Source organism: Flavobacterium bizetiae, assembly GCF_024271895.1.
Taxonomy (GTDB): Bacteria; Bacteroidota; Bacteroidia; order Flavobacteriales; family Flavobacteriaceae; genus Flavobacterium; species Flavobacterium bizetiae.
In genome coordinates, this window is sequence record NZ_CP091861.1 from 4084595 (window position 1) to 4098187 (window position 13593).

Consider the following 13593-nt stretch of genomic DNA (forward strand, 5'->3'; position numbering starts at 1 on the left):
GAATTTGGAATTTAAAAATTTCCAGTTTATTCTATTCTAAAATTATCAGAAAGAACAACTCCTTTTTTGATTACCACAATACCGTCTTTTATACTGTATAATTCGTTTGTAAAATTATCTAAATGCTTGCCACCATTAATGTGAACATTGTTTCCTATACGAACATTTTTATCTACCAAAACATTCTTTATAAAGCAATTTTCACCTATTCCTACGTGAATCTTATTGATACTGCTTTCGTGATTCATCTCATCAAGATCCTGATAAAAATCATTCCCCATTACATAGCAATTCTCAAGTACAGTACCAACACCTATTCTGGAGCGAATACCAATTACAGAACTTTTAATTTCTTTAGCATTAATAATACAACCTTCAGAAATTAAGGATTGATTGATATTCGAATTTCTAAATTTTGATGGCGGTAATAACCTTGGTCGCGTAAAAATTTTATTATCATTATCAAATAAATTAAATTCAGGAATATCTGCCGTTAAACCAATATTGGCTTCAAAAAAGGATTCAATATTTCCAATATCGGTCCAATATCCTTCGTATTGATAACTCAAAATTTTATGTTTACCAACAGCTTGCGGAATAATTTCTTTACCAAAATCCTTTGTTTCAGGATCTGCCATTAAATCTTCTAACAATTGACGGTTAAAAATATAGATTCCCATTGAGGCCAGATATTTTTTACCTTTTTCCTGCATGTGTTCACTTACTTCAGATTCCCATTCCGGTAAAAGTGATGCGTCAGGCTTCTCAATAAAAGCTTCTACAAAACTTTCATGACATGTTTTTAAGATCCCAAATTCAGGTGCATCTTTAGCGTTTACAGGTAAAGTAGCTATCGAAATTTCTGCTTCGGCTGCGATATGAGCTTCCAGCATTTCGTTAAAATCCATTTGATACAACTGATCGCCTGAAAGAATTAAGGCATGATCAAAATCGTGTTTTAAAAAATGCGACATACACTGGCGAACAGCATCTGCTGTTCCCTGAAACCAGGTTGGATTATCCGGAGTTTGCTCTGCCGCTAAAATATCTACAAATGACTGACTGAAAATACTAAAATTGAAAGTGTTTTTGATATGCGCATTTAAAGAAGCTGAGTTAAACTGCGTCAAGACAAATATTTTAAAAATATCGGAATTGATGCAATTTGAAATAGGAATATCTACTAATCGGTATTTTCCACCAATTGGCACTGCTGGTTTTGATCTGGTTTCTGTTAACGGAAACAAACGTGATCCTTGTCCTCCTCCTAAAATAATAGCAACTACATTTTTCTTTTTAAACTTCATTTTTCTCAATTATTAGGTTGTATACTTCAATATATTCTTGACAAACTCTTTCCCAGGAATGATCAATTGCCATTCCTGTCTTTCTTATTGCATTAAAACTTATTTTATCATCGTACAATTTCACGGCACGATTTATAGAATAACAAATATCTCCTACAGATGCCTGATCATGACAGATTCCGTTTCCGTTATCTCCAAAATCAATTACTGTATCACGTAAGCCTCCAGTTCTCCTCACGATAGGCACCGTACCATATCGAAGAGCATACATTTGGTTCAATCCACAAGGTTCAACTCGTGAAGGCATTAAAATATAATCTGAGCCGGCATAAATTAAATGCGCCAATTCTTCATTATAACCAATAAACACATTGTAATTACCATTATAATCATTTCGTAATTGAAGCAATTGTTCTTCTATTTGTACATTTCCTGATCCTAAAATCAGGATATTGATATTTTCAAAATTCTCAGATAAGGCTAAAGCTGAAGCCTGAGGCAATAAGTCCCCTCCTTTTTCTTCAAACAAACGACCAATAAAACTAAATAATGGTTTTGCAGGATCTAAATCAAATTGCTCACAGAGCTTTTCTTTATTTTTTTGTTTACCAATTTCTAAAGTATCTATTGCGTAATTCTCTGAAATCATTTGATCCTTTGCCGGATTCCATACTTCAAAATCAATCCCGTTCAAAATACCCCTTGATTTATCCCTAACAGAATTAAACAAAGATTCCAGACCATTTGCTGCAATATTAATTTCATTTAAATAACTTGGTGAAACGGTTGTTACAGCATGTGCGCATTTTATACCCACAGCCAAAGAATTAAGAGAATTGTTCCATTCTAAAAAGCCAACATGCATTAAATCAAATTCTGGTAAATAATGCAACTGATCAAAACCAAACCAGCCCTGATACAATCCGTTATGAATCGTAATTACTGTTCTTACAGATCTTAATTTCTCGTACTTATAAGCGTATTTTACCAAAAACGGAATTAATCCTGTATGATGGTCATGACAATTAATAACATCGGGAATCGTTTGGCGTGATGTAATCCAATCCAGAGTGGCTATCTGAAAAGAGAAGAAACGTTCTATATCATCCTCATATCCGTAAATATTTGGTCGGTCAAATAATTCCTTAATTTCAATCAGATACAATTCATAGCCCAGTTTATCTGTTGTTTCTTTTAAGACACTAAACGGAAAATCAAAATTTCCAAGTTTTACCGTCCCCCAGTGAACACATTCAAAATTATTTTCATTTTTAAACTTCGTATCGTAACAAGGAACAACAACACGAACCTGATGACCTGCATTCGTCTGATATTTTGGCAAAGCGCCTACAACGTCAGCCAAACCACCAACTTTTGCCATAGGATAACACTCTGCACTGATATGAAATATTTCCATATAGAAATTTATAAACTATTGTGAATTATTTTTTTTATTAAGCATATATTAAAATGCTACTTTTATGTTTCCTAAATTTAGGAAAAAATAAGTAAAATTAAGGCTTCAGAAAAAATTTATTGATATGGCAAAAAAGGCGACAAATCCTACTCAATCTTTAAAAATTCCACAGGTTATCATATTATCCAGCAAATTACTCGCTTTTATCTCACCCAAATTGGTAACTTCATTTGCAGCAAAGCTTTTTACAACACCTGTAAAACACAAAGTTCCAAAACGCGAACTTGAGATGGATCAAAAAAGCACTAAGAAAACGTTATTCGTACCTGCGATTCATAAAAACATAACTACTTACGAATACGGAAAAAGTGAGCGTAAAATACTATTGGTTCATGGTTGGTCTGGCCGCGGAACTCAGTTATTTAAAATAGCCGACGAACTTTTACAAAATGGATATTCAACGGTAAGTTTCGATGCGCCGGCACACGGAAAATCTGAAGGTAAAACAACTATAATGTCTGAATTTATCGCTTCGATTTTAGAAATAGAAAAACAATACGGCCCTTTCGAAATTGCTATCGGGCATTCATTGGGCGGTATGTCGGTTTTAAACGCAATTAAAGACGGTTTACAAGTAAAAAAAGCCATTATTATTGGAAGCGGAGATATCGTTCATGATATCCTCGAAGAGTTTGTTTCGAAATTAGGTTTAAAAAGTGAAATCAGTAATAGATTGCGTGAGCATTTCGAAGATCAATATCAGGTAAAGATGGATGATTTTTCAGCTTACAGAGCGGCTCAAAAAGTTCAAATTCCTGTTTTGGTAATTCATGATAAAGATGATCCTGAAGTTTCTGTAGAAGCAGGAATTCATATTCATAAACATTTACAAAACGGTAATTTATTTTTAACTGAAGGTTTAGGTCATAGAAAAATACTTGGAAATCAAAATGTTATAAAAAAAATAATACATTTCATTAAAACTACTTAATTTTGTGAGAGTTGTATTTTTAAAGTTTTAATTTAAAAGGGAAAGAAATGGATTTATTTGGAGAAACATCAGATTGGGAAACTAAATTAAAGCCCATTTTAGAGAAATACAAAGGAAAAAAGCATCCGTTGGAATATCATAATACCTATCAATTATTAGTTATGGTCGTTTTGTCGGCTCAGGATTCTGATGCTAATATCAATAAAATTGCACCAAATTTGTTTGAAAAATTTCCAACTTTAAAAAGTTTATCCAAAACTGATGCCGAAGATTTTATCCCCTATATTAGTAAAGTTCGAAATTATCCCACAAAAGCCAATTGGCTATTGGAAATAGCTAAGACCATTAAAAATGATGAAGATATCCCTTTAACCATGCAAGGATTAACAGCATTAAAAGGAATTGGCAGAAAATCGGCAAATGTTATTTTAAGAGAAACTGGCCAGCCTGCAGAAGGTATTATTGCCGATTTGCATGTGATACGTGTAGCGCCAAGAATTGGTATCATCAAAGAAAGTAAAGACGGAAATAAAGTCGAAAAAGATCTCATGCAGGTATTACCCAAATCTATTTGGTCTGAAATCGGAATGGCAATTTCCTTTTTAGGAAGAGAAATTTGCAGGCCAAAGCCAAAATGCGAAGAATGTTTATTAGCCGATATTTGTCATTATTACCTGATAGAGGTTATTTAGCAACCATTACTTCTTTCTAGTATCGATTATATAAATAATCTTCCAAATATCCTTCTCCTTAAATAAAGTAAACATATTTACTCCTGAGTGACTTAATTTATCATTCAAATAAAACTCATAAGGTGCCCAAACATGAGCCATACTTCCATCTATTTGAATATTGTAGCTTAGTATTTTCTCTTGAAATTTAATAGACGAAGGAATCGATGCAATAGATTTATAAAATTCCTTTGCTGTTTCATCAGATAATTTATTCCCCTTAGCTACACTTTCACTAATCGATTGTAAAATAATGGTAGCAGAACAAACCGATTGTATTTTTATCGTATCTTTTTGATGAAATCCTTCAAAAAAAATCTCAATAGTTTTTTGCACGTCTTGTTTTTGTGCATTACAAATCGAAACACAGAATAAAAAAACAAATAGACTTACTTTTCTCATGATTAAAATAGATTTAGGATTAAAAATAAGCCTTTATTTCAAAATTAAAATAATTTATTTTCAAATATGAGATTTTTGGGCGTTTCCCTCCGGGCCGGGCTGTCCGCTAAATCTTTTGCGAGAGAGGGTTTTAGGGTTTGGCTCCGCCAGAAGTTTAGTGTATCGCAAAAGGATACCGCTTCCATCCCTAACGCAATCGAGTGCTTCAATAAATTCCAATCTAGGTTTGGGGATAAAAAACCAAATTCCAGGTAAAAACTAATAAAAGAAACCACAAAGTAATCATGCAGCTTTGAGAACTTTAGAATTCAGAAAAACGATACAAAAAAGAACCTTTGTGATCTTTGCGGTAAAAACAGTTCAATCTGATTGTTTAAAAATAAAGTGAGATCAAAATCTTTCACTATAGTGCAAAAAAAAACTCCAATTAGCAATTAGCCAATTGAAGTTTTTAGTACTCAGAGCGGGACTTGAACCCGCACGAACATTGCTGTTCACTGGATTTTAAGTCCAGCGTGTCTACCAATTTCACCATCCGAGCATGATGTGGTACCTCCAGGGATCGAACCAGGGACACATGGATTTTCAGTCCATTGCTCTACCATCTGAGCTAAGGTACCTTATTTACTTAAACCAGTAAGCAAAAAGTTAGAATAAAAAACCCCGTTTGGTTAGAAACAGGGTTTTCAAAAGAAAGGCGACGACATACTCTCCCACATAACTGCAGTACCATCTGCGCAGGCGGGCTTAACTACTCTGTTCGGGATGGGAAGAGGTGAGCCCCGCCGCAATAACCACCTTAAGGTCGTTGTTACTTGAGGTAACTTTTTTAATTAACAATTGATAATTTACAATTCATAATTAAAAACAATATCTTAACATACTGAGATAAAGAAAAGTACTTTTATTTACTATTTTAGAAAGTTTCTTCCTCCAAGTTGCCCTGGAGGAAAAGGGTGTACATAAGCTTACGGATTATTAGTACTACTCGACTATGACATTACTGCCTTTACATCTATAGCCTATCAACGTGGTCATCTTCCACGATCCTTAAAAGAAATCTCATCTTGTGGTGGGTTTCGCGCTTATATGCTTTCAGCGCTTATCCCTTCCAAACGTAGCTACTCTGCGGTGCCCCTGGCGGGACAACAGATACACTAGAGGTTTGTCCAATTCGGTCCTCTCGTACTAGAATCAGATCCACTCAAATTTCTAACGCCCACAGTAGATAGAGACCGAACTGTCTCACGACGTTCTGAACCCAGCTCGCGTGCCACTTTAATGGGCGAACAGCCCAACCCTTGGGACCTTCTCCAGCCCCAGGATGTGACGAGCCGACATCGAGGTGCCAAACCCCCCCGTCGATATGAGCTCTTGGGGGAGATCAGCCTGTTATCCCCGGCGTACCTTTTATCCTTTGAGCGATGGCCCTTCCATGCGGAACCACCGGATCACTATGCTCTACTTTCGTACCTGATCGACCTGTATGTCTCTCAGTCAAGCTCCCTTATGCCATTGCACTCTACGCACGGTTACCAAGCGTACTGAGGGAACCTTTAGAAGCCTCCGTTACTCTTTTGGAGGCGACCACCCCAGTCAAACTACCCACCAAGCAATGTCCCCCGCAAAACGGGGTTAGGCCTCAGATAAACAAAGGGTTGTATTTCAACAATGACTCCACAACGCCTGGCGACGCCACTTCACAGTCTCCAACCTATCCTACACATCATTTATCCAAGGTCAATACTAAGCTATAGTAAAGGTGCACAGGGTCTTTTCGTCCCACTGCGGGTAAACGGCATCTTCACCGTTACTACAATTTCACCGAGCTCATGGCTGAGACAGTGTCCAGATCGTTACACCATTCGTGCAGGTCGGAACTTACCCGACAAGGAATTTCGCTACCTTAGGACCGTTATAGTTACGGCCGCCGTTTACTGGGGCTTCAATTCAATGCTTCTCCGAAGATAACATCTCCTCTTAACCTTCCAGCACCGGGCAGGTGTCAGGCCCTATACTTCATCTTACGATTTTGCAGAGCCCTGTGTTTTTGATAAACAGTCGCCTGGACCTCTTCACTGCGGCCCTGATTGCTCAGGGCGACCTTTCTCCCGAAGTTACAGGTCTATTTTGCCTAATTCCTTAGCCATGAATCTCTCGAGCACCTTAGGATTCTCTCCTCAACTACCTGTGTCGGTTTACGGTACTGGTACTAATTACCTGAAGTTTAGAGGTTTTTCTTGGAAGCCCTTAGGCGCACTATCTCTTTGTCCGAAGACTCCGAGTACTATCGTATTTCCCCAAGACGCGTGGATTTGCCTGCGCATCTTATAGGTAGGTACTTCAACGAACTATTCCGTCAGTTCGCGGCGCTTTCATCACTCCGTCACCCCATCACAGTAATTAGTAGTACGGGAATATTAACCCGTTAGCCATCGACTGTCCCTTTCGGGTTCGCCTTAGGACCAGACTAACCCACAGCTGATTAGCATAGCTGTGGAAACCTTAGTTTTTCGGTGTGCGGGTTTCTCGCCCGCATTATCGTTACTTATGCCTACATTTTCTTTTCTAACCAGTCCAGCATACCTTACGATACACCTTCAACCCTGTTAGAATGCTCCCCTACCACTTACAGTAAACTGCAAATCCATAGCTTCGGTAATATACTTATGCCCGATTATTATCCATGCTCGTCCGCTCGACTAGTGAGCTGTTACGCACTCTTTAAATGAATGGCTGCTTCCAAGCCAACATCCTAGCTGTCTGGGCAGACAAACCTCGTTCTTTCAACTTAGTATATATTTGGGGACCTTAGCTGATGGTCTGGGTTCTTTCCCTCTCGGACTTGGACCTTAGCACCCAAGCCCTCACTGCTGTGAAACATTATATAGCATTCGGAGTTTGTCAGGAATTGGTAGGCGGTGAAGCCCCCGCATCCAATCAGTAGCTCTACCTCTATATAACTTTATGCACAGCGCTGCACCTAAATGCATTTCGGGGAGTACGAGCTATTTCCGAGTTTGATTGGCCTTTCACCCCTACCCACAGGTCATCCGAAGACTTTTCAACGTCAACCGGTTCGGACCTCCACTGTGTGTTACCACAGCTTCATCCTGCCCATGGGTAGATCACACGGTTTCGCGTCTAACACTACTGACTAAAGCGCCCTATTCAGACTCGCTTTCGCTACGGATCCGTGGCTTAACCACTTAACCTTGCCAGCAACGTTAACTCGTAGGCTCATTATGCAAAAGGCACGCCGTCACCCCACGAAAGGGCTCCGACCGCTTGTAAGCGTATGGTTTCAGGATCTATTTCACTCCGTTATTCACGGTTCTTTTCACCTTTCCCTCACGGTACTGGTTCACTATCGGTCTCTCAGGAGTATTTAGCCTTAGCGGATGGTCCCGCCAAATTCAGACAGGGTTTCACGTGCCCCGCCCTACTCAGGATACCACTATCTATTATACTCGTTACCCATACGGGGCTATCACCCTCTATGGCGTCACTTTCCAGTAACTTCCGGTTCCTTGTACATAAAATGTCGTGGTCCTACAACCCCAACATTGCCGTAACAACATTGGTTTGGGCTAATCCGCGTTCGCTCGCCACTACTTACGGAATCACTTTTGTTTTCTTCTCCTCCGCCTACTTAGATGTTTCAGTTCAGCGGGTTTGCCCACCTATCGGTGTACTATGTCTTCAACATAGTGGGTTGCCCCATTCAGGTATCTACGGATCAATCGGTGTGTGCCCGTCCCCGTAGCTTTTCGCAGCTTATCACGCCTTTCATCGCCTCTGAGAGCCAAGGCATCCCCCATACGCCCTTATTTTGCTTATTGTACCAATCATAAATTAATATGACCGTTTTTTTTTGTTTTTTACAATAAATTGTAAAAAACGCTTTCTACTTTTTATTATTTTCTTATCTCAATATGTCAATGAACTTTTATTGCCTATCTTCATAAACAATCAGTGGAGAATAACGGAGTCGAACCGTTGACCTCCTGCGTGCAAGGCAGGCGCTCTAGCCAGCTGAGCTAATCCCCCATTTTTCAATCTTAGATTGTAGAATTCAGATTTTAGATTTCTTGAATTCTTCTCTAATTTCTTTTGGTGAATTCCAACTTCCAGAATTTCCTTTTTCTAAGCTTTTCAGTCTTCTTTAGTTTGTTTGTTTTTTTTATTATAACTTATAATTCATAATTTATAATTCAAAACTCTAAAAAAGTAGTCCCGGGCAGACTCGAACTGCCGACCCCTACATTATCAGTGTAGTACTCTAACCAGCTGAGCTACGAGACTCTGTTTTACTTAAAATTTATTATTTGAACTAACAGCAAGAGTAATTGAATCTATAGATTCAGAACTTTCTAAATGAACATCTTTTTTCCTCAGCGTGTTGATAAGTCAACTAACACTCGAGGCTCTAGAAAGGAGGTGTTCCAGCCGCACCTTCCGGTACGGCTACCTTGTTACGACTTAGCCCTAGTTACCAGTTTTACCCTAGGCAGCTCCTTGCGGTCACCGACTTCAGGCACCCCCAGCTTCCATGGCTTGACGGGCGGTGTGTACAAGGCCCGGGAACGTATTCACCGGATCATGGCTGATATCCGATTACTAGCGATTCCAGCTTCACGGAGTCGAGTTGCAGACTCCGATCCGAACTGTGACCGGTTTTATAGATTCGCTCCTGGTCACCCAGTGGCTGCTCTCTGTACCGGCCATTGTAGCACGTGTGTAGCCCAAGGCGTAAGGGCCGTGATGATTTGACGTCATCCCCACCTTCCTCACAGTTTGCACTGGCAGTCTTGTTAGAGTTCCCGACTTGACTCGCTGGCAACTAACAACAGGGGTTGCGCTCGTTATAGGACTTAACCTGACACCTCACGGCACGAGCTGACGACAACCATGCAGCACCTTGTAAATTGTCTTGCGAAAGATCTGTTTCCAAACCGGTCAATCTACATTTAAGCCTTGGTAAGGTTCCTCGCGTATCATCGAATTAAACCACATGCTCCACCGCTTGTGCGGGCCCCCGTCAATTCCTTTGAGTTTCATTCTTGCGAACGTACTCCCCAGGTGGGATACTTATCACTTTCGCTTAGCCACTGAAATTGCTTCCAACAGCTAGTATCCATCGTTTACGGCGTGGACTACCAGGGTATCTAATCCTGTTCGCTACCCACGCTTTCGTCCATCAGCGTCAATCCATTAGTAGTAACCTGCCTTCGCAATTGGTATTCCATGTAATCTCTAAGCATTTCACCGCTACACTACATATTCTAGTTACTTCCTAATAATTCAAGTCTAACAGTATCAATGGCCGTTCCACCGTTGAGCGATGGGCTTTCACCACTGACTTATTAAACCGCCTACGGACCCTTTAAACCCAATGATTCCGGATAACGCTTGGATCCTCCGTATTACCGCGGCTGCTGGCACGGAGTTAGCCGATCCTTATTCTTACGATACCGTCAAGCTCCGACACGTCGGAGTGTTTCTTCTCGTATAAAAGCAGTTTACAATCCATAGGACCGTCATCCTGCACGCGGCATGGCTGGATCAGGCTTGCGCCCATTGTCCAATATTCCTCACTGCTGCCTCCCGTAGGAGTCTGGTCCGTGTCTCAGTACCAGTGTGGGGGATCTCCCTCTCAGGACCCCTACCCATCGTAGCCTTGGTAAGCCGTTACCTTACCAACTAGCTAATGGGACGCATGCTCATCTTTTACCGTTGTGACTTTAATTATAAAATGATGCCATTCTATAATACTATGAGGTATTAATCCAAATTTCTCTGGGCTATCCCTCTGTAAAAGGTAGATTGCATACGCGTTACGCACCCGTGCGCCGGTCTCTTAGTCCGAAAACTAATACCCCTCGACTTGCATGTGTTAAGCCTGCCGCTAGCGTTCATCCTGAGCCAGGATCAAACTCTTCATCGTATATTTTTTATATTATATTGCGATGTTATCTATCGGTTCTTTTCAAATCTCTCGATTCTATTACTCTTATTCTTTTGTTTTAACATCTCTGTTAAAACGGCTGTCAATTCAATATGTCTACGAACGTGTGTTTCTTTTCTTTTCGCTTGTTTCTCAAAGCGGGTGCAAACTTAAAACTTTCTTTCTTTACTCACAAGCTTTTCTTGATCTTTTTTTTTGAAAATAAATTTTCGTTTTGATTTCGTTGGCTTGTCAGCATTTCAGTGAACGTCTATCGTTGTTGCGGGTGCAAAAGTAGGTAGTTTATTCAGTTAAACAATAGCTTTTTCAAACTATTTTCGATCTTTTTTATAAGTAACTGGTTTGGTGCTTTTTACAACATGAAGTTTTTTTGATCCTTGTGAGGTTTTAGGTAGTTTTGCTGATTTTTGGCTGTTTTGGGTGGTTTTGCCACGAAGACGCTAAGGCGCGAAGAATTGGTTTTGTTTGCTTTTTCTGGATTGAGACCAATCTCAATAAGACACAAAGCTGGGTTTTATTGGTCGTATGGGTTTCGCGCAAAGACGCGAAGGCGCTAAGTTTTGATTTTTTGGACGGTTTTTTCTTTTCTTTTATCTTGAATGCTTGTTTTGAAAGCTGCTCCCCTAGCCCCGATAGTAGTGGAAATCCTTTTGTGCCGGGGTTCGGCACAAAGGATTGGAGTGGATAGCGGGAAATAGCTCCTAACATTTAAATTCCAAATTTTTCAAAATCCAAAATCCAAATTCCAAAATCCAAAATCTAAAATCCAAAATCCAAAATCTAAAGGCTTCGACTTCGCTCAGCCGGACAATAGTTGCTCTTATATATAATGTATAAAAAATAAACCCGATAGCTTTTTAAAACTGTCGGGTTTGGGGGTTGAAATCTTACCTTATATATAGGAGGTTATTTTTTATTGAGTGTTTTTGCTTTTGCTTCCCAATGATTCATTAGATCGTCGTAGTTTACGGGATTTGCGGATTTTTGGTTGGCAAGGCGTCCGGATTCAAATGCTCTGAGAAGAATGGTTTCTATAAGATAATCTTCGTTGACTTCGTAGGGCTTGTATTCGGTTTTTAAACTAATGTCGAATAAATTGGCGGTGGTATTGGATACAAAGGCTTTGAAACCGCTTTTTAGGGTTTTGATTAATTCGTATGTTGTGATACCGGTTTGTCTGTGTATTAGCTTTACCAGAATTTGACCTTGTTTGCGGGAAAGTTTTTTAAGTCTTTCTTCGAATTCATTATTAAGGTAGTCTTCTACAATCTTGAAATACTTTTTCTTTTCACGGCTGGTTTTTAGACGTGCCATTCCGCTATTTAGTGCTGTTAACCTGTCTGCGGCTAATTTTGCATAGGGATAAACTTTATACACCCTGTTTTGAAGGATCAGAAATTGCTTTTGCGCTTCGGGATCTAGTTTTTCTTTCGAAATAATAATCTCAGGCAATTGGATCGTATCGTTTAAAATAGAGTCCTGCTCGGTTAATATATAACCCATTTGTTGGTTTTCTTTTGTGGTAACCTGAGCCTGACCGGTTAACGAAATCAATATAAAGAATAAAATGCAGTAGGTAAATCTCATTGAATCATAATTTAAGTGTAAAATTATATATTTATATACAACTCTAATACCAAATTTATAAATTAGCAAAAAAATATTTTTATGAGCACAGAATCTATCTTAAAAGATACCTCGATTGCTTTCCTGGAAAGCTACCTAAATAACGCCTCTCCTACTGGCTACGAAAGCGAAGGGCAAAAACTTTGGATGAATTATTTGAAACCTTATGTAGACACTTTTATTACGGATACTTACGGAACGGCTGTGGGGGTTATAAATCCTGATGCGCCTTTTAAAGTGGTTATTGAGGGGCATGCAGATGAAATTTCATGGTATGTAAATTATATTACTGATGATGGTTTATTGTATGTAATTCGCAATGGTGGTTCTGATCATCAGATTGCGCCATCGAAAAGGGTTCATATTCATACTAAAAAAGGAATTGTAAAGGGTGTTTTTGGCTGGCCGGCGATTCATACTCGTTTGCGTGATAAGGAAGAGTCTCCAAAAATTAGCAATATTTTTATTGATTTAGGTTGCGAAACTAAAGAACAGGTTCTTGAAATGGGGGTTCATGTGGGTTGTGTAATTACATATCCGGATGAGTTTATGATTTTGAACGAGAATAAGTTTGTTTGCCGCGCTATTGATAACAGAATGGGTGGTTTTATGATTGCCGAAGTTGCTCGTTTATTAAAGGAAAACAACAAAACACTTCCGTTTGGTTTGTACATCGTGAATTCTGTTCAGGAGGAAATTGGTCTTCGTGGTGCTGAAATGATCGCACACACTATTAAGCCTAATGTGGCTATTGTTACTGATGTTTGCCATGATACGACTACGCCTATGATCGATAAAAAAGTTGAAGGTGATCTTAAAATGGGTAAAGGTCCCGTTATTGCTTATGCTCCGGCGGTACAAAATAAATTACGTGATTTAATTGTAGATACTGCTGAAGAGAATAAAATTCCGTTTCAGCGTCATGCTACTTCGCGTGCTACAGGAACTGATACTGACGCTTTTGCTTACAGTAACGGCGGTGTAGCATCGGCATTGATTTCTTTACCTTTGCGATACATGCATACAACAGTAGAAATGGTTCATAGAGAAGATGTTGAAAATGTGATTCAGCTGATTTATGAATCGTTACTGAAAATTGAAAACAACGAAACTTTTTCTTATTTTAAATAAGAACTGATTGAAAACGCAAA

8 protein-coding genes, 4 tRNA genes and 3 rRNA genes are annotated in these 13593 nt (G+C 39.2%); 3 read left to right on the forward strand and 12 right to left on the reverse strand.

What is annotated here, in order from left to right; translation table 11 throughout:
* Positions 1-26: 26 nt before the first annotated feature.
* Together L0669_RS17390 and L0669_RS17395 are read right to left on the reverse strand one after the other, a co-directional pair.
* Positions 27-1307, reverse strand: coding sequence for a glucose-1-phosphate adenylyltransferase (locus L0669_RS17390; RefSeq protein ID WP_173973147.1), 1281 nt, complete (start codon positions 1305-1307; stop codon positions 27-29).
* On the reverse strand, positions 1297-2724 hold the full coding sequence (locus tag L0669_RS17395; protein ID WP_263759052.1) for a glycogen synthase: 1428 nt from the start codon (positions 2722-2724) through the stop codon (positions 1297-1299). The genes L0669_RS17390 and L0669_RS17395 overlap by 11 nt, the downstream gene beginning before the upstream one ends.
* Positions 2725-2848: 124 nt before the next feature.
* On the opposite strand from L0669_RS17395, the gene L0669_RS17400 reads away from it, so the two are divergent.
* Together L0669_RS17400 and L0669_RS17405 are read left to right on the forward strand one after the other, a co-directional pair.
* Positions 2849-3715 carry an alpha/beta hydrolase gene (locus L0669_RS17400; RefSeq protein WP_263759053.1) on the forward strand — a complete coding sequence of 289 codons (867 nt, stop codon included), beginning with the start codon at positions 2849-2851 and terminating at the stop codon, positions 3713-3715.
* A 47-nt stretch (positions 3716-3762) separates the two neighbouring features.
* The gene (locus L0669_RS17405; protein ID WP_263759054.1) at positions 3763-4407 is read left to right on the forward strand and encodes an endonuclease III domain-containing protein; all 645 of its coding nucleotides are present in this window, start codon (positions 3763-3765) and stop codon (positions 4405-4407) included.
* Positions 4408-4413: 6 nt separating this feature from the next.
* Here L0669_RS17405 and L0669_RS17410 read toward each other — a convergent pair whose 3' ends face one another.
* The 10 genes from L0669_RS17410 to L0669_RS17455 form a co-directional block, all read right to left on the reverse strand.
* Complete coding sequence (locus L0669_RS17410) at positions 4414-4848, reverse strand: nuclear transport factor 2 family protein (RefSeq protein WP_263759056.1); 435 nt, start codon at positions 4846-4848, stop codon at positions 4414-4416.
* Positions 4849-5303: 455 nt separating this feature from the next.
* Positions 5304-5389: transfer RNA gene (locus tag L0669_RS17415), tRNA-Leu, on the reverse strand.
* Positions 5390-5395: 6 nt separating this feature from the next.
* Positions 5396-5468, reverse strand: a tRNA-Phe gene (locus tag L0669_RS17420).
* A gap of 72 nt (positions 5469-5540) precedes the next feature.
* A 5S ribosomal RNA gene (gene rrf / locus L0669_RS17425) occupies positions 5541-5650 on the reverse strand.
* 156 nt (positions 5651-5806) lie between these two features.
* Positions 5807-8690, reverse strand: a 23S ribosomal RNA gene (locus L0669_RS17430).
* Positions 8691-8824: 134 nt separating this feature from the next.
* Positions 8825-8898: transfer RNA gene (locus tag L0669_RS17435), tRNA-Ala, on the reverse strand.
* Positions 8899-9079: 181 nt separating this feature from the next.
* A tRNA-Ile gene (locus L0669_RS17440) sits at positions 9080-9153 on the reverse strand.
* A gap of 128 nt (positions 9154-9281) precedes the next feature.
* Positions 9282-10795: ribosomal RNA gene (locus L0669_RS17445) — 16S ribosomal RNA — on the reverse strand.
* The 16S, 23S and 5S rRNA genes sit together here with 4 tRNA genes alongside, the layout of an rRNA operon.
* Positions 10796-11203: 408 nt before the next feature.
* Positions 11204-11524, reverse strand: a complete 321-nt coding sequence (locus L0669_RS17450) for a hypothetical protein (RefSeq protein WP_263759058.1) — start codon at positions 11522-11524, stop codon at positions 11204-11206.
* Positions 11525-11722: 198 nt separating this feature from the next.
* Positions 11723-12403, reverse strand: a complete 681-nt coding sequence (locus L0669_RS17455) for a DUF4294 domain-containing protein (protein ID WP_173972982.1) — start codon at positions 12401-12403, stop codon at positions 11723-11725.
* A gap of 81 nt (positions 12404-12484) precedes the next feature.
* Between L0669_RS17455 and L0669_RS17460 the strand changes: the two genes are divergently transcribed.
* Positions 12485-13573, forward strand: a complete 1089-nt coding sequence (locus L0669_RS17460; RefSeq protein WP_263759059.1) for a M42 family metallopeptidase — start codon at positions 12485-12487, stop codon at positions 13571-13573.
* The last annotated feature ends 20 nt before the right edge of the window (positions 13574-13593 follow it).

Coding starts and splice junctions, on each gene's coding strand:
- L0669_RS17390 (WP_173973147.1), bottom strand. CDS start 1,307: ATGAAGTTTAAAAAGAAAAATGTAGTTGCTATTATTTTAGGAGGAGGA.
- L0669_RS17395 (WP_263759052.1), bottom strand. CDS start 2,724: ATGGAAATATTTCATATCAGTGCAGAGTGTTATCCTATGGCAAAAGTT.
- L0669_RS17400 (WP_263759053.1), top strand. CDS start 2,849: ATGGCAAAAAAGGCGACAAATCCTACTCAATCTTTAAAAATTCCACAG.
- L0669_RS17405 (WP_263759054.1), top strand. CDS start 3,763: ATGGATTTATTTGGAGAAACATCAGATTGGGAAACTAAATTAAAGCCC.
- L0669_RS17410 (WP_263759056.1), bottom strand. CDS start 4,848: ATGAGAAAAGTAAGTCTATTTGTTTTTTTATTCTGTGTTTCGATTTGT.
- L0669_RS17450 (WP_263759058.1), bottom strand. CDS start 11,524: ATGTTAGGAGCTATTTCCCGCTATCCACTCCAATCCTTTGTGCCGAAC.
- L0669_RS17455 (WP_173972982.1), bottom strand. CDS start 12,403: ATGAGATTTACCTACTGCATTTTATTCTTTATATTGATTTCGTTAACC.
- L0669_RS17460 (WP_263759059.1), top strand. CDS start 12,485: ATGAGCACAGAATCTATCTTAAAAGATACCTCGATTGCTTTCCTGGAA.